The sequence below is a fragment of the Paenibacillus lacisediminis genome, from assembly GCF_046567315.2.
The window spans coordinates 59484-76261 of sequence record NZ_JBKIAX020000022.1 but is presented as its reverse complement, the minus strand read 5'-3'; the positions used below and the strand labels follow the sequence as shown (position 1 = coordinate 76261).

The window sequence follows — 16778 nt, the reverse complement described above, 5'->3', positions numbered from 1 at the left end:
CTAAACCAAATATTCAGCCATAATTTCTTCGATATCGAATGGGGTAACCCCTTTGTTCACCGAAAAAATCGTATCGGCTTTCTGCGGATCATTCACCAGTTCTCCGCGGGCCTCGGCATGGAGCATAAATAAGTCACGCAGGTCCGGTTTGCGTAAGGCGGTCATGGCTTTGCCCATTATGACCATTCCTTTTTGATTTCCCTCGACATTGTTGTAGTAATAAGGATGTCTTGTTAGCGATAAATCGGTCCAAATGACCGTACGCTCCACTAAATCCAGGATAACGGGAATGGCAATCTGCGTATCGGCGGTAACGTCAATTTTGTTCACTACTGTCGAAGGCTCGAAAATCTCGCCGGAACCCGGTTTTCTGCGCATCATCCAGCCCATAAAGCATTCCGGCAAATCACAATAAGGCTGACCCGTAAACGCATGCAGGGTGGCCACAATATAACGTCCCCCATAATCGACGATGGATGGAATGTGCAGGTCGATGAACTCGCATGCGCCTTGAGGGGCCGATACGATATCTCCGCTGTGGACGGCCCGGTATTTGGAGGAGCGCAGATTGGTATAGGAGATATGCTCCACATACTGCCAGTTATGATCATACATCACAGCGGATAAGTCAATATCTACCCGTCCGGTAGGCTTGCCGTTAACGATCCCCTCTTTCCACCAGCTAAAAAAACGAATGGTATCTCCCTCTTCCATCGGCACACGGCTTCCCCGCACAATCGTACGCAGGGCCTTGCTCGCCGATCTCTGGGAGAACGGCACATGATAATCCACTAATCGTTGATCGACATATACCTTCCCCAACGGAGGAAGCGTGGAGAACCGCTGAACCAGCGCCTGCTCGCACCATTGCACAATATCCCGGCATAATGCCTCATCGATCTCCGGAAGTGTATTTGCAATCGCAAAGGCTTTAGCCACATTTCCTTTTGGGAAAAAGACGCGAAGATCCTTCGGCTCATTTCGGCGGGTAAAATGGTTTTTCACTTGCAGCAGAACAGGTGTCGATACTTGATCTACGATTTCACCAAAGGCCAGCACCACATACTCCGGGTCTTCGGCAGTTCGAAGCAAGTGATCCAATCTTCTGGCGTATTCGCCTGGACGCTGCATCAATAAATCAATAAGGGTCCAGACATTGCAATATTGAAATGCAAGTTCAACACTACCGTTAAAGGTCGTAAATGGCTTGTTATTGCGCAAAATATCAAAAGCTTCCGCACACCGGGCAAACCGGCTCTTATACTCGGAAGGATGCAGAATCTCGCCTAAACGAATCCAGCGGTCTTTATACCCCAGCATATCCTCCGTAATCAGGCCGCATTGTTCCAGCAGTCCAAGCAGCAGCCGTCGCTCGCGCCGTTTAAATTTACGGAAACGTGAAGCCTCGGCCAGACTGACATCCCCATCCGACCAGGCCACGGCCAGCCGGAGGACATCGGTGGCGGTTTTAAAATACCGCCCGATCAGCCTCATATTCGCCTTGTCATGCTTCAATAAGGAGGCTGCTACGAAACCTGCATTCTCCTTGAACGGAATCTGCGAAGGCAGCACCGCATCCAGTTCATCCGGATTCGCGTATTCAATCACTGTATCGATATCTTTTTTGTCCGTTTCGGAGATGGAGACCTTCGCTTCAACCAGTTGGCGGATCAGGGTATAGAATTCTTCCTTGCCTCCGAGGTCAATGACTTTTAGGGCTATCTTATCCGGTAAAGGCGCTCTATTGGCCGGCTCGTGCTCAGGCAATTCTAAAGTAAGGTAATGGTATAAGGCATTCAGATAAAGCTCGGCGTCATCCTCCTGCATCACCTGCAGTGGAAATTCGGAATACATCGGCTTGTATTCCACATGAGCCCCTACCATGACCCGCAAATCAGCCACCAGAAGATCATATATTTCTTTAAACTGTTCTCTGGATAAAGTGCACACGGCGCGCATCAACTGATGCGAAAACGTAAATCCAAGGGATTCGATATTTTTTAAGGCCGTTGCCAAATAAGCCTTTGGGAGCCGTTTCTCCCCTCGCCCTTGTTCCACAATAAGTTTGTTTGCTCTTCGCAAATAGATGGTGTTTGTCATGATCAAAGAGTCCAGGAAAGCCATATCCCTAATCCGAATAAAGGTCGTTATAGAAGGAAGGAATAATGATAGCCTGGACGCCTCCTCTCTTAAATTAGAACTCCTTCAGGAAAGCTGCGGCCCTAATTTCGCCAATTGAAGTAGAAGGAAGGACCGCGGGTAGCCTGAAGGTCAAAGGTCAAAGTCCGTGACCCGAACCTTTGTTGCACTTATCTTCTCAGAATTCACTTCATGCCAACAGGGTGAAAGTATTACGACTTATAAACCGGGCTTGTACCAGACACAACTCCGGCTGCTCCACACCTTGCCAAAATCGATTGGATTGGGTATTATCCCCATAACAGAACCTTGTAGGAGGAAATCACATGCACCCCAAAAAAATCCCCCGTTAAGCCCGAGGCCCTCCATCCATACATTAGCTTAGCAACTGCTTACCCCAATCAATTTAAAGGAGATGCACGCTAATGCACATGAATGGCCCTGTTGAAATTTCCCGAAGCGAACGGCTTGAAACCTGCCGCGAAATTGCTGCGAGATTACATGAGTTATACGGAGAACAAATCCTGGCCATTGGCGTCTATGGCTCTGTTGCCAGAGGAACGGACGGCCCTTTTTCGGACATTGAGATGTTTTGTGTGTTGAAGGAATCCAGCGAAGCCGTAGAATTTAGCTATGAATGGTCGGCGGGGCATTGGAAAGCGGAAGTGGATGTCTGTAGTGCTGACGTTCTTCTGAAGACTGCCGTAACGGTCGAAGGGGACTGGCCGCTGACGCATGGACCGTTTTTTTCCCAGCTTAGCCTGTATGACCCTCAACACTTTTTCTCCAGATTAAGGGAAGCTGCCGAGTCGCCAACAAAGGAAGACTTCAGATATGCGATTAATGAAGTGCTTGTCGGGGAAATGTACGAGTTCATTGGAAAGCTCAGAAATGCCAGTCTAAACGGCCCGCACACCTATCTGCCGTACTTGGCGGTGCAGTTCGCTCAATACGGAGCTATGCTGGTTGGGCTGCACAACCGGAAACTTTACTCGACCGGGGCAATGGTTTTGCCGGAAGCCCTGGAACTGCCGGATCGTCCGGAAGGATTCGACGGTGTTGCAAGAATGGTTATGTCCGGGACATTGGCAGAACCCGCAAAAATCGTTTCGGCTTGTGAAAATTTCTGGAGCGGACTCGTGGATTGGGCAGCCAAATATGACTACGTGATTCATTCTAGACGAATCCCATTTTAATAAGTTTAAAGGCCCCTTTCACAAGGGGCCCCTTTTACGTAGGCGCGAAATTTCCCCCTCATCCGGAACAGGAAGGCTTCCATTCCCGTTGATGGATATATTGCTCGCCCCACTCGTCCAATTTGTCCAATATGGATGTCAGCGACAATCCAAGCTCACTCATTTCATAGACCACCTTCGGCGGCACCTGATTATATACCGTTCTCGTGATGATGCCGTCTTCCTCCAGTTCCCGAAGCTGCTGAGTTAACATTTTTTGCGTAATTTCGGGAATCGCCTTTTTTAATTCGCTCGTTCTCATGGGGCCAGGTCCGCAGTTCAAATGGCATAAAATCAATAATTTCCACTTCCCGCCTATGACCTCTAATGTCGCTTCCGCAGGGATGTTATAAGTCCGTGTTGCCGTCCTTTCCATAGGATAACCATCCTCTCGTCGGTTCTTATGAATAGTCACTTTCCGGTATCTATATTACTTTTTAGTGCCTATATTACAAAAAAGTGCGTTCTTCCCTTTTTTCACGGTAGTATAGATAATTTTATCGTACCTCAATTGAAGTTAAAAGTTGAGATAGGGAAGGTGACGTTTATGAAAATTTTGACTGTTGTATCGCATCCCAGAGTGAATTCCTTAACCTTTGCTGTTGCAGACAGATTTATACAGGGGCTCACTGATGCGGGACATGAAACAGAGATGCTGGACCTGCACCGCAGCGGCTTCAATCCCGTCATGTGGGAAGCGGACGAACCCGATTGGTCATCCGATCGCAAGATCTATTCGCCTGAGGTGGAGGCTGAGATGGAACGAATGAAAAATCACGATGCACTCGCTTTTATTTTCCCGATATGGTGGTACAGTCTGCCTGCAATGCTAAAAGGATATATCGACCGGGTATGGAACAATGGTTTTGCGTACGGCTCCAATAAACTGCATCATCAACGAGTGCTATGGATCGGTCTGGGAGGAGCTCCGCAAGCAGACTTTGAGAAGAGACAATACGACAAAATGCTCGCTCATTTTCTGAACATCGGAATAGCCGAATACTGCGGAATCTCTAACAGCAAGGTCGAGATCTTATACGACACCATGGATTCAAGGCCGGAAATATTCGAAAATCTCCTGTTGCGAGCTTATCATCTGGGGCTATATTATGACAACGATTCAAAAGCCGCTTTATCTTAAAAAACTTAAAGCCCCCTTGCGCGAGGGGGCTCTGACTTTTGGCGAGGCCGTATTACTGATTTGACCCAGTCCGGATATTTTTTCCGGTATTCTTCTTCTGGTTCAGCAGGGCGTTAACCGTAACAAACTCTACGCCATCGTTTTTCAGGGATTTTACGATCCGGGGGATTGCAGCGACAGTACCGCTCAAATCCTCGCCATGTCCACCGGCAGCATGCTGCAGAATAATCGAGCCCGGCAGAACATGGCTGAGCACATTGGTGCTCACCTGATCCGCACTAAGCCCTTTCCAGTCCAGTGAATCGACGTTCCACCCGACAATTTTTTTACCTTTGCTCGCAAGCCAGAGAAGCTGACTCTCATTCGTATTGCCGTAGGGCGGACGAAACAGGTCAGGATCGGAACCGGTGTAATTGCGGATGATCTGATCCGTCCGGGTTACCTCACTCCGGAACTGGGAATCGGAAAGCTTCGGCAAGTTCGGATGACTGTACGAATGGTTTCCGACCTCGTGCCCTTCTTTAACGATCCTGGCCATGATATCGGGATGGGCCACAGCCCGGTTGCCGACAACAAAAAAGGTGGCCTTTACCCCGGCCTGCTTTAGCGCATCCAGCACTCGCGGCGTAAACACGGCGTCCGGTACATCATCGAATGTAAGGGCAACCTGCCGTTTACTCCGAGGCCCGTTCAGCGCATAAATGGTAGGATACTTACTGTGTAAATCAGCAAGCGACATCGGGTGAGGTTTACGGACTTTGCCCTCCGGACCGCCTTGGAGTTCAGGTGTGCTTTTGTGCTGTTGATTCTGCTTCGTCATACGTGCCTGTGATATCTTTTGGGATTTAGCCTCGGGACGGTTGTTGCTTTTTACCGGGTTCTGTGCACAGCCTTGGCATAAGGTCACTACAAGCAGACAAACAGCCAACATTCTTAACGATTTCACTTCTCATATAACCTCCCGCATTAAGCAATAGCATTTTATGCCATAGCATTCCATCGGAGGCAATGAATTATTCAATGGAGGGAGTCAATCAATGCGTCGATTTCTTTTAAAAGAGCTTGAATGGAATCCGTCACATTAAGGAGCGATCAGCAATGGCTCTACATGAACGTGTACCGCATATACATCATAGGTCCGGCACAAATGTTCTTCCACATGGGTTGAAATGTCGTGGGCTTGGTGAATATCAAGCTCGGAGTCAACCAGGATCACCGTATCGACTACGACGTTGTTGCCGTAGTGCCTTGCCCGCAAGTCTTTGACTTCCTGCACCCCTTCGACATTCGATACCGTCTCTTTATAAGACTCGATTAAAGCTTCGTCAAACCCGTCCGTGAGATGATGTGTCGTCTCGCTAAAAATGTCCCAGGCGGTTTTGCAGATCAGCGCGCCCACGATAACGGCGGTCACGGGATCAAGCCAGGGGAGGCCAAACCCAGCCCCGATGATTCCTATCGCCGTTCCTATGCTGACCCAGGCATCGGAAATATTGTCCCGGGCGGCCGCCATCACCGCCTGGCTGTTTATTTTTAGGGCCAGTTTCTTGTTGTATCTGTATACAATATACATAACCGCAGCGCAAAAAACGCCCGTCCACGCGGCTATTAGATCAGGCGATTCGCTTTTACCCGCAAAAATCGATGAGATCGCCCCAAATAAAACCTGCAGCCCCACCGCAATCATGATGAATGAAGCGACCATGGAAGCGATGGTCTCCGCCTTCCAATGCCCGTAAGCATGGTCGCTGTCGGCGGGACGCCGGGCCACCCGCAAACCGATCAGCACCGCGATGGAAGCGATAATGTCCGTGGCATTGTTCAAGCCATCCGCTTTTAAAGCCTCCGAATTCGCCGCGTATCCAATAAACAGCTTAAACGCCGATAAGCAAATATAGGCGATAATGCTGATGATCGCGCCTCTTTCTCCAAGCTGCAAATTGCTGTATCTCGAATCGTTCACTTCGTTCCCCCACTTTTGTCTTAAGCATCCGGATGGTCAATACTTAAAAAGAATAGCAAACGGATTCCGAGTGGGTCTAGAGAAACGTTTTAAGCCGGGTCATACTTTATAAGAAACGAGCAATACTTTGACGGGCGGCTAATTTTTTTGCCGAAAGGCAAAAGCGGCATGTGCAATGGAGCGGCGCTACAGATATTTCAGCAGATTGCGCAACACAACGGCATAGCCGTTAGCCAGCATATGAATTCCGTCTACCGCGAATTCCGCTTTTAGACTACCCTGTGCATCCGTCAGCCCGTCGTTCACGTCAATGTATTCATAGCCGTGATTTATGGCCAGTTGCTGGACCGCCAGATTTGCTTCCCAAATCGCTGCGTTGGTTCTTCTGCGGAAGATTTCCTCCATAGTTTCTTTCGGCACAAATGGAAATTCCGCCTCGGCATTGACGGGGTAATAGGCCATGACGTAAACCTGGCAATCCGGCAGTCTTGTTTTGATGCGGGTCAGAATTTCGTCATAGTTCGCAATTAGACGCTCCAATCTGTATTCCGGGGCACTGATGTCGTTGGTTCCGATATTAATAAACAGTTTCGAAGGTTCCAGCTCGAAAATACATGTCTCCATCGCTTGAGGCTCCAACAATTCCGCCGTGACATAGCCGGCGATGCCGCGATTATAAATGCAATACCGGCCCTTCAGCGTCTGCTGCAGCTCGTTAATCGGGAAAAATTCCATCAGCGAGGAGCCGGCCAACACCGTCTCCCCCTTACGCGCAAAAGCATTGAGTATCTTGTATTTCCGCAGCTTCTCTTTTTTCTCATCGTACGGCTCCGGCGAGATATCTTTGTGACCCTCTGAGAATCCCATTCTAGAATCCCTCTTTCTCTGCGCTCTTTTCTATTGCGCCCATAAAATCTGCAAAAACCAGGCTGACTAAGAAACTCCAACCAAAAACATAAGAACAAAAAATGGCGTTATTCCGGAGATATCCGGTAATTTAGGGTAAATAGAGGAAATTTATGTCGCTATTTTCTCAAATCACTAGGAAATGCCCGGGCTCTAGACCATTCATAGGAAAATAAGGACAAAAAAATCCGCTAATGGGGATTAACATGCTAGGCTCCGGATAATAAGTACATAAAGTTCCGCTATTTTTGAAGGCCACAGTTGGCCGTTCCCAATAATCACATTACCTGTTCTCCTTCTTGCCCCATCTCGTTCGACTCTTTCCGCAGATATCCCCCATGCTCCTGAGTCCACGTCCACATGGCGGCAAAAATCGGCTGCAAACCTTGCCCGGCCTCGGTAAGCTCATATTCGACATGCAGCGGTACACCGGGGAAAATCGTCCGCGTGACGATGCCCTTTTCCTCTAACAGCCGCAGGCGATCCGTCAGCGTTTTCGGGCTAATCGGCTGCAGCTTGCGGCGTAATTCCCCAAACCGGCGGGTCCCGTTAAACAGCTCAAACAAAAGAAGCAGCATCCATTTGCTATCCAAAATCTCCAAGATCGGCTCAACGGAGCCGGGACAGGATTCATCCATCATGACTATCACTCCATAGTTTATTTTTTGAAACTATTGCACTTAAATGTAACTACTTTTCAAATGTACCATAGATCCATTACGATGTGAATCGAAGGCAGAAACAAATCTTGAGGAGGACTAATTCTATGAAAACTATTTTATGGGCAACTTTAACCGCTAACGGCAATTATGCGCAATCGGGTCCCGAAAACCCGCCGAAACAGGAGGCTCTAGCCGACTTCGCGGCAAACGCCAAAGCTGCGGGAAATTTCATCGTTGGCCGCCGGACTTTCGAAAGTATGGCTGGAAACGGTGGCGGCGGAGGGCCCTTTGCTGATCTCGATATCGTTGTGATTTCCAACAGCATCCCTAACATCCCGGGGGTGACAGTTGTAAGATCTCCGCAAGAAGCCTTGAACTATTTACAGCAAAAAGGCCATCAAACCGCTTTCATAAGCGGCGGCGCGGACATCCACAACGCGTTTCTGGGCCAAGGGCTGGTAGACGAGGTAATCTTCAATGTGGCGCCTGTGTTGGAGGGGAGAGGGTTGAATCTTTTAATCGACAAAGATCATTACCGCTACAAGCATGTGGAATTGCTGGACTGCAAGCCCCTCGGCGGTGGCGTCGTTCAACTGCGATATGCCATTAACCTCTAACAAAAACATTAAAGTACGAGACGGATTTATTGGTTTCACGGATTGGGATATGCGGGGCTATGCGGTGAAACCTTAGCATTTGCACGAATGTTGTACGATAGAGGGGTAAGTAGGTTAATAAGCCCTTTGAACGAGGAGGTTGATCACTTGTCCGCAAAAAGCTTTGGAACCGCGATCCCCATTTTACCCAGCAAATCGATTGACGAACAACTGGATTTCTACCAGGCGTTAGGCTTTGAAGTGACCTATCGTCAAGCCAAACCAAACCTATACGCTTGCGTCCGTCACCGCATCGTGGAACTGCATTTCTTTGTGCTGAGGCCATTGGATCCGGCGAATTCTTATAGCATGTGTTATATCCACGTGCCTGACGTGGACACCGTGTACAAAGAATTCAGCGAGAATTTGAAAACAGCATACGGAAAAATCCCTACCAAGGGATTCCCCAGAATCTCCAAACCAAGCGACCTGACGGAAGACCGCAGATTCCACCTCATCGATCCAGCCGGCAACCGCTTGTTGATAGGTACGAAGCATACCGCCACAAAATTAATAACGAAGGAAACCTCCAAATTTTCCAGTGCGTTTGAAACCTCATACCGGCTGATGTACGCCAAAGACGAACCGGCGGCGGCAGCCAAAGTGCTGGATCGTGTTTTTTCAATAGCGGAGGAGGCATCGGCAACGCTTCGGTATAGAGCGTACGTATTACGGGCCGATATCGCCTTTTCCATGGATGAACGGACTATAGCAAATGCTTTTGTCCAAGAAGCGGAGCGGATGGCGTTATCCGACTCGGAGCTTGGGGATGTAATGGAGGAATACGAAAGGCTAAAAGAAATTAAAGCGCACTTGGAAGGCAGGGACAAGGGTTGAATAGATTTTTTTACACAGGGAAGAGGACGGAGGGTAGCCCGCCGCCTCTTCCAACTTTCCTTAACGCACAATCGCCTAGGTCAGACACTGGGCCCTTGCCTTCTCTATAGCTTCTTCACGGCCGTTCACCTGCAGCTTCAGATAGATGGAGGAGATATAATTGCGTACCGTGCCTTCCGACAGATGCAGCCTCTGGGCAATTTCCTTGTTGCGGAGCCCTTCTGACAGGCACCGGAGAACTTCGATTTCCCGTTCAGTCAGTTCGTACGGATTCAGCGCCTTATCCCCCGTCTGGGATTGGAATAATTGATGGGCTACATCTTGCGAGATCATCGTCCCCCCGCCGTATATGAGCCGGATGGTTGCCGCCAACTCCTTGGGGTGTATTGATTTCAACAAATATCCTTCCGCCCCGATACGAAGCGCCTCAGACGCCAAAGAACCATCCTCGATCGTCGTAATCATGATGATCCGAATGTCTGGCCACGTCTCCTTTATGGATTTTGTAGCTGCGATGCCATCCATTTCCGGCATATGTATGTCCATTAATACAATGTCGGGACGATTTTTCTCGCAAAATTCAATGGCCTGCTTGCCGTCACCAACAACCGCGATTACAAAATCCTTTTCTTCCCCTAACAGCAGCCGCAGGCTCTCACGGATCAAGGGCTGGTCATCCGCCAGCAAAATTTTGATCTTCTGTTCTGCTTCATTAGTTATATTGGGAATCGTACAGGTTACCATCGTGCCCGCATCCGCTTGCGAATGGATATAGAGCTTGCCTTGCAGGGGGGCCAGCCGCTCCTTCATGCCTGTCAGACCGAATCCATATTGAAGGTGATCATCGCCCTTGCCGTTATCCTGGACTTGCAGCATCACCTGTGCGTGGTCATATTGGAGAAGGACTTGAATCACGCTGGCCTGCCCATGACGGCTGGCATTGGTCAGAGCCTCCTGCAGACAGCGATACAAAACCAGCTTGACCTGCTTCATTACAGGGTAAGGCTCCCCCATCGTGCGGAACACCACTCGAATCCCGGTGTTCGTCTTGAATTCATTTATCATCTGAAGCAGGGATCGATCCAAAGGCAGTGCCTCCTCGATCGGATCCATTTGATGTACCTGACGGCGAATATCGTCCAATCCCGTTCTCGCCAGCTCAAGCATCCCCTGCAGCTTGGCCTCCCCCTCATTCGAATGAATATGGGACTTCAATGTCTCCATCCCCAAGATCAAGGAAGTAAAGGTATGGCCCATCGTATCATGCAGCTCGCGAGCCATGCGGTAACGCTCCTCCAACAGCGTCATTCTTTCAATCTGCGAGGAATACTGCTCCAAAATCATATATTGCTCTTTGATCAACGCCAGCTTCCGCTTGATGGCATTGATCGCCAAGGCTCCTTTTTGCAGGGCGAAACTCACGCTGTAGAAGATAAGCGCATCGAATAAGCTCTGCCATATGACAGAGTGTGACATGGACAAGCTGACGGAATTCCCGGCGCTCAAAACGAACAGCAGCACAGCGGCGGGCAGCGAGTACCAGTGTGATCGGCCCCGGCTATAGAAAGCAATCGTAAAGAGAGCCGGCGGAAAAAGTCTGATTAAGCCAAGATCGTACGCAAGAAATAAGGATACGCCGCCTGCAAACAAGCACTCCGCAATCAGATAGGCAACGTAGTTGCCGTTCACAAATAAAAAGGGAATAAGATTGCACAGCAGAAGAGGAACAAACACCATCCAAAAAGGAAAGGCAGGCTGATCCTGATACATTAAAATGATCACGCCGACGACCCATAGGATGCGAATAGTAAACATAGTCCAATCCTGCCATGACCACCGATTCAGGTTAAAAAAACGCATGAATACAACTCCGTTCCCTATTAATTGAAATGATCGGCAACCCTTCTGAACAAGCCCGGTTTTCCTTGTCATGCCAGGTTATGACTCCTTGTCACTCGGCTTTATGACAACCGTTTTGTTAGGGTGAGGATGGCTGAGATGAGTCCATTAGAATACGGAAATTATATCTCATTCCAATTTTTATTAAAAGGAGTGGTTGCATTGTCGCTGCTGCAAGTTCGTGATCTCACGAAAAGGATTGGAAACAAGACCATTGTTGATCGGGTAACGCTGGATCTGCAGAAAGGAGAAATCCTGGGACTCCTCGGGCCGAACGGAGCTGGGAAAACGACGACGATTCGCATGATTGTCGGCCTCATGTCCAAATCAGGCGGCCAAGTGCTGATTGGCGGAGTGGACGCCCATAAGAACTTCGAACAAGCGATGAGACATGTTGGTGTCATCGTGGAGAATCCGGATTTGTACAAATATTTATCAGGATACGACAATTTGCTACACTTTTCCCGCATGACGCCAGGCGTAACGGAAGCAAGGATCCGGGAAGTCATTGCCCTCGTTGGATTGGAGAACAGCATCAACGATAAAGTGGCTACCTACTCTCTAGGCATGCGGCAGCGCCTGGGCCTTGCCGTCGTGCTCGTCCATAAGCCTGCCCTGCTTGTACTCGATGAACCTACCAACGGACTCGATCCGGCTGGTATCCGCGAGTTGAGAAACCATTTAAAACATCTGGCCTACAAGGAGGATGTCGGAATTATGATCTCCAGCCACCTGTTATCCGAGATAGAAATGATGTGCGACCGAGTCGCGATTTTGCAAAAAGGGCAGCTGGTTGGCGTTCATAAAATAGCGGATACGGCAGATGACGATCAAGCCCAAGTCCGATTCGAGGTCGATCGGCCCGATTTAGCGGTGCAGATCCTGCAAACGATCATGTCGGGTGACGAAATCACGACGGATCAACGGCATATCCAGATCAGTATCCCCAAAACACAAATCCCCGAGATTAGCCGAAAGCTAATGGCAGCCGGAATTAATGTGTATGGTGTGAACACGATCAAGCAGACGCTGGAAGACAAATTCATGGAGATAACGGGAGGAGAAAAGCATTGATTCCATTCATTCGCAATGAAAACATGAAGATTTACAAACGGAAACGCACGTGGGTGATGATTGTTATCGTTCTGCTATACGTGCTGCTGCAAATCGTGAATTTGAGGACTGCCGGCAGCAGCACTGCGAGCGACAATTGGAGAGCGGAGCTGGAACAAGAAAATGTGCAGCTCAGCAAAGAAGCCGCTAAACCGGATGCGCTGAAGATTGAAATCAAACAGGCCGAAAAGAACATCCTGCTGAATCAATACCATTTGGATCAAAACATTCCGCCTAGCACCAATGGCTGGAACTTTGCGGTAGATCAGGTGCGGAATATCATTTTTGCGGCATCTTTGATCTCCGTCATTATCGCCGGCGAAATCGTGGCGGCCGAATTCGTATCGGGCACGATTAAGCTACTGTTGACCCGTTCGGCGAGCCGCACCAAAATCTATCTGTCCAAGTACACCGCCGCCATCCTGTTCGGCCTGTTTCTAACCGCGGTTGGCCTGCTCACATCCGTCCTCCTTGGAGGTTTCATATTCGGTTTCGCTGGACTGTCGGATAGCTATTTCTATGTCAAAGACCAGATTGTAAGAGAAATCCCCACACTGCAGGCTTTACTGGCAGGATATGTGCTTAATATTCCCTTCCTGCTGATCGCAATTACGCTTGCTTTCATGATTTCCGCCGCCTTTCGCAGTACGACCTTCTCGATCGTGATTTCCCTGCTTATCTCATTGGCCGGGTTTGTTATCGCGATCGCAATGGACGGGTGGGCCTGGACGAAATATTTCATTTTCTCACATACGGATCTTACGCCATTTTTATACGGAAATCCTTCGGTTGCTGGAATAACGGCAGGGTTTTCTCTTGCCCTTATCGTGCTTCACATCGCCGTCATGCATCTGATATCGTATCCCTTGTTTGTAAAACGCGATGTGGTCTGAGAAGCGGATTTTCAGAGCAAAACTTCTACAAGGAAATGGAGAATAAAAATGAACCGAGTAAAGATGATACAGAGCGCCGTGTTTGTAGTGTTCCTGCTTTTGCTTGCGGCCTGCGGGGCGAAAGAAGAATCAGCCGAGACAGCTGCGAAGAACCTGGAACTAAAAGCGGACGGTCTAACGAAGCTGGTCATTGACCATCGGAATGGGGAAATTCATATTACGGGTAATGCTGATTCCGATCGGATCGAGGTTGTTCCTCTTGCCAGGGCGAACGGGGTCCGTATGGACAAATTGGAGCTAAAGCTGGAAGCACAGCAAGATACCGCTTATTTAGATGCACGGTATAGAGGGCAATTTCTGGCTATGGGATCGGGGGCCGTCGATTTGGAAATCAAAGTTCCAAAGCAGCTCCAGTTGGACATTAAGTCACATCGGGACGGCGAGATTCACATTTTGGATCTATCGTCCAGCGCCAAGATTGACAATATTAACGGCGATATTCAAGTGTCCAATCTATCCGGCTCGCTTGAAGTCGATAATCGGGACGGCAACATCACAGTTCACGATATCGGTTCGGATGTAACCATCAACAATATTAATGGACATATTGAGATCGATCGTGTAGGTGGCTCAGCCGAGATCCATGTGGGTGACGGCAGTCTCGATATCGACCATGTGGCGCAAGACGCGACCATTACGCAATCCGGTAACGGAAAAATCGAAGTTGGCGAGATAGCAGGCCAGATCTTTCAAAAGAATAAATGAAAATGAAGGGCCATGAACAATTTTTCGTGGGAAGAAGGCCGGCTCGATGAGATCAACTGCAAAAGTGCATTCTATTCTCCGTAAACTCCCATTTTAGACCGATTGAAATGCAAAAGCCTTTTGCATTTCGTGGGAGTCCCCCCTCTTCCTTATGTCGCACCGTAGCGGGTAAATCCCCCCTGGCTGGGGGGACTATGCCATATTTATATATTTTCAGCAACACTCCGGGCCTGTTCATCTAGTTTTTGGGCAGAGTCAACGATGCTGCTGAAGTCTTCCATGGTCACTCGTATCTGTTGCTGGCTCTCCACCGTAGAAGACTGGACGCGGCCGATGCCGTCTGAAATCTCGGAGATCTCTTTTGTAATGCCGCTAATGGCGCTCTGCACCTTGGTGATGGATTCCGACACCTCGCCCGACAGCTTGCGCACCTCCGTAGCTACTACATCAAACCCTCTGCCGTATGGACCCGCATGGGCTGCCTCGATGGCTGCATTTAAAGCGAGCAGGTTGGTCTGTGAGGCAATATCACGGATGGTCTGCACGATCCCCTGGATCGATTTGGCCTGTTCCTGCAGCCCCTCAAGGGTGAGGGTGTTATCCTCCGAAAACTCAGCAATCCGGTCCACACTGAGCAGCAGTTCCCTGCTCCGGCTAATCCCCTCCTCGGCACGCTGGTTTAAGCCTTGGGAGGTCTTCTCCAATTCCTTAACCACAGTGGACAGGCCAAATTGGCGTTTAGTAATATCCGTTGCGACTTTGGAGACGCCGATGATCTCAGAATCCTGTTCATCAAATATCGGCATATAGGTGGCCTCCAGCCACACCGTTTCACCGCGGGCGTTTTTCCGTTCAATCTTATCCTGAAAGCTTTGCCCGGACAGCAGTGCCCCCCAGAACTGCTCATAGGCCGGTGAGTTAACAAATGAGTCAAAGCAGAAGTCCCGATGCTGCATCTTCAGTATATCCTCAATTGAATATCCCATCGTATTCGCGAAAACCTCGTTTACATAGGTTACCTTTCGATCGATGTCAAAACGGATAATAGCCAGATTCCTCTCCATCGCTCTGAAAACCAGTTCGTCCGTTACCGCTTGTTTTTGCATAAAGTAATTTTCCACCTCCATTGTTAAAAAAGCAGAATCCAACTCCTAATATACCAGTTTAACAACGATATCTGAACAATAAATAGACTTGTGAAGTCTATAGGACACCACGACACACTAATAATATTAATTCAACAGAATAAAATATCATGTGTTGACTTAAACCATGGTTTAAGTCGTATTCTATTCCTGTCGGCAATGAGATCAAATTTGGAGGTCTCCAGATGAAGTATTATTCCATTAGCGAAGTTTCAGCCAAGTTCAATATTCCGGAATCGACGTTGCGTTATTATGAAAAAAAGGGACTGCTCCCGCTAATCGAGCGCGATGAAGCGGGCAGGCGGTTATTTTCGGAAGATCAAATGACGCTCCTTGAAATCGTTACTTATTTAAAAAACACGCACATGTCCATACGTGGCATCAAGCAGTATATTGCTTGGGTAGTAGAAGGAGATCAGACCACTGAACTCCGGCTGGAAATGTTGAAAAATCACAAGCAAGCGGTGCTGGCTGAAATTTCGTTGATGACCAAAGCCTTAGAAGGAATTGACGTAAAAATTTCACGTTATGCAAAACGTATTCAGGAAAGTAAGAAAAATAATAAAAGAGAAGAGGCGCTGTAATGAAACTTTCAGGAAATACCATACTTATTACAGGCGGAAGTACCGGGATAGGATTGGCTTTTGCAGAGCGTTTTATTAAAGCCGGGAATACGGTTATTGTTTGCGGACGGCGTGAACGTGCACTTGAAGATGCGAAAGAAAAGTTCCCCAACCTTATTACTCATGTATGTGATTTGAACATGGAATCCGAGCGCGTAGCCTTGTTTGACTGGGTGACTGCGAACTATCCGGAAGTGAATGTGTTAGTCAACAATGCAGGGATTCAACAACGATTTAATGTATTAAAAGCGGATGCGAAGAACAATTCGAGTTATTTCAACCAAGAAATCCTAACCAACGTGGAGGCGCCTTTCCACCTATCTATGCTGTTCGCTCCGTTTTTTGCGGCAAAAGAAGCGGCGGCGATCATCAACGTGACGTCTGGGCTGGCTTTTACACCGTTTGTGATTGCTCCGATTTATTCGGCAACCAAAGCGGCGCTGCATTCATTTACACTGAGTTTAAGACACCAACTTTCCGATACGTCTGTAGAAGTCATTGAAGTTGCTCCTCCCGCAGTAAATACAGATCTAGGCGGAGCGGGGCTGCATGTACAAGGCGAACCATTGGATGCCTTCACTGAGGGAATTTTCAAAGGATTGGAAGAGGGGAAACAGGAAATTGGCTACGGCACTTCTGTGAATCGCTTGCGCATGTCACGAGATGAAATCGACGAGTACACAGAAAAGATGTACACGGCCACAAAGAACATGATTGAATAACTACCCGTTTTGTAAAAAGAATCAGCCAGTTCTTACTGGCTGATTCTTTTTTTATAGTATACTAAAACCTATTTTCTCT

The 16778-nt window shown here is 48.5% G+C and carries 17 protein-coding genes; 9 read left to right on the top strand and 8 right to left on the bottom strand.

The window, feature by feature from the left end:
- Entirely contained in the window at window positions 1-2100 is a 2100-nt protein-coding gene (locus tag ACLD72_RS28585; RefSeq protein ID WP_411002401.1) for a TerD family protein, read from the bottom strand.
- 464 nt (window positions 2101-2564) lie between these two features.
- Here ACLD72_RS28585 and ACLD72_RS28580 point away from each other — a divergent pair, with 464 nt between their 5' ends.
- Window positions 2565-3335 (top strand): ANT(4')-I family aminoglycoside nucleotidyltransferase, encoded by a 771-nt coding sequence (locus tag ACLD72_RS28580; protein WP_411002400.1) that lies wholly within the window; start codon window positions 2565-2567, stop codon window positions 3333-3335.
- A gap of 58 nt (window positions 3336-3393) precedes the next feature.
- Here ACLD72_RS28580 and ACLD72_RS28575 read toward each other — a convergent pair whose 3' ends face one another.
- Entirely contained in the window at window positions 3394-3750 is a 357-nt protein-coding gene (locus ACLD72_RS28575) for a winged helix-turn-helix transcriptional regulator (RefSeq protein WP_411002399.1), read from the bottom strand.
- A 171-nt stretch (window positions 3751-3921) separates the two neighbouring features.
- Between ACLD72_RS28575 and ACLD72_RS28570 the strand changes: the two genes are divergently transcribed.
- Window positions 3922-4515: an NAD(P)H oxidoreductase gene (locus ACLD72_RS28570; RefSeq protein WP_411002398.1), complete on the top strand. Its 594-nt coding sequence runs from the start codon at window positions 3922-3924 to the stop codon at window positions 4513-4515.
- Between the two features lie 52 nt (window positions 4516-4567).
- Here ACLD72_RS28570 and ACLD72_RS28565 read toward each other — a convergent pair whose 3' ends face one another.
- The 4 genes from ACLD72_RS28565 to ACLD72_RS28550 all read right to left on the bottom strand — a co-directional run bounded on the left by ACLD72_RS28565 (window position 4568) and on the right by ACLD72_RS28550 (window position 8025).
- Window positions 4568-5335, bottom strand: a complete 768-nt coding sequence (locus tag ACLD72_RS28565; protein ID WP_458476359.1) for a polysaccharide deacetylase family protein — start codon at window positions 5333-5335, stop codon at window positions 4568-4570.
- 261 nt (window positions 5336-5596) lie between these two features.
- Entirely contained in the window at window positions 5597-6478 is an 882-nt protein-coding gene (locus ACLD72_RS28560) for a cation diffusion facilitator family transporter (RefSeq protein WP_411002396.1), read from the bottom strand.
- Between the two features lie 186 nt (window positions 6479-6664).
- On the bottom strand, window positions 6665-7345 hold the full coding sequence (locus ACLD72_RS28555; protein WP_411002395.1) for a GDSL-type esterase/lipase family protein: 681 nt from the start codon (window positions 7343-7345) through the stop codon (window positions 6665-6667).
- Window positions 7346-7662: 317 nt separating this feature from the next.
- Window positions 7663-8025, bottom strand: coding sequence for a winged helix-turn-helix transcriptional regulator (locus tag ACLD72_RS28550; RefSeq protein WP_411002394.1), 363 nt, complete (start codon window positions 8023-8025; stop codon window positions 7663-7665).
- A gap of 125 nt (window positions 8026-8150) precedes the next feature.
- On the opposite strand from ACLD72_RS28550, the gene ACLD72_RS28545 reads away from it, so the two are divergent.
- Both ACLD72_RS28545 and ACLD72_RS28540 read left to right on the top strand, forming a co-directional pair.
- Window positions 8151-8663 carry a dihydrofolate reductase family protein gene (locus tag ACLD72_RS28545; protein WP_411002393.1) on the top strand — a complete coding sequence of 171 codons (513 nt, stop codon included), beginning with the start codon at window positions 8151-8153 and terminating at the stop codon, window positions 8661-8663.
- Between the two features lie 147 nt (window positions 8664-8810).
- Window positions 8811-9539, top strand: a complete 729-nt coding sequence (locus tag ACLD72_RS28540; protein ID WP_411002392.1) for a bleomycin resistance protein — start codon at window positions 8811-8813, stop codon at window positions 9537-9539.
- 75 nt (window positions 9540-9614) lie between these two features.
- Here the strand turns inward: ACLD72_RS28540 and ACLD72_RS28535 are convergent, their stop codons facing one another.
- Window positions 9615-11354 (bottom strand): response regulator, encoded by a 1740-nt coding sequence (locus ACLD72_RS28535; protein ID WP_458476356.1) that lies wholly within the window; start codon window positions 11352-11354, stop codon window positions 9615-9617.
- A 246-nt stretch (window positions 11355-11600) separates the two neighbouring features.
- Between ACLD72_RS28535 and ACLD72_RS28530 the strand changes: the two genes are divergently transcribed.
- From ACLD72_RS28530 to ACLD72_RS28520, 3 genes are read left to right on the top strand one after another with little or no spacing between them, the layout of a single operon-like run.
- On the top strand, window positions 11601-12512 hold the full coding sequence (locus ACLD72_RS28530) for an ABC transporter ATP-binding protein (protein WP_411002434.1): 912 nt from the start codon (window positions 11601-11603) through the stop codon (window positions 12510-12512).
- Window positions 12509-13444, top strand: coding sequence for an ABC transporter permease (locus tag ACLD72_RS28525; protein ID WP_411002390.1), 936 nt, complete (start codon window positions 12509-12511; stop codon window positions 13442-13444). Before ACLD72_RS28530 ends, ACLD72_RS28525 begins: the two co-directional genes overlap by 4 nt.
- A gap of 48 nt (window positions 13445-13492) precedes the next feature.
- Window positions 13493-14209, top strand: coding sequence for a hypothetical protein (locus tag ACLD72_RS28520; protein ID WP_411002389.1), 717 nt, complete (start codon window positions 13493-13495; stop codon window positions 14207-14209).
- Window positions 14210-14412: 203 nt separating this feature from the next.
- On the opposite strand, the gene ACLD72_RS28515 is transcribed toward ACLD72_RS28520, so the two are convergent.
- Window positions 14413-15336: a methyl-accepting chemotaxis protein gene (locus tag ACLD72_RS28515; protein ID WP_458476353.1), complete on the bottom strand. Its 924-nt coding sequence runs from the start codon at window positions 15334-15336 to the stop codon at window positions 14413-14415.
- A gap of 203 nt (window positions 15337-15539) precedes the next feature.
- Here ACLD72_RS28515 and ACLD72_RS28510 point away from each other — a divergent pair, with 203 nt between their 5' ends.
- Window positions 15540-15938 carry a MerR family transcriptional regulator gene (locus tag ACLD72_RS28510; protein WP_251594263.1) on the top strand — a complete coding sequence of 133 codons (399 nt, stop codon included), beginning with the start codon at window positions 15540-15542 and terminating at the stop codon, window positions 15936-15938.
- Window positions 15938-16699: an SDR family oxidoreductase gene (locus ACLD72_RS28505; RefSeq protein WP_411002387.1), complete on the top strand. Its 762-nt coding sequence runs from the start codon at window positions 15938-15940 to the stop codon at window positions 16697-16699. The genes ACLD72_RS28510 and ACLD72_RS28505 overlap by 1 nt, the downstream gene beginning before the upstream one ends.
- The last annotated feature ends 79 nt before the right edge of the window (window positions 16700-16778 follow it).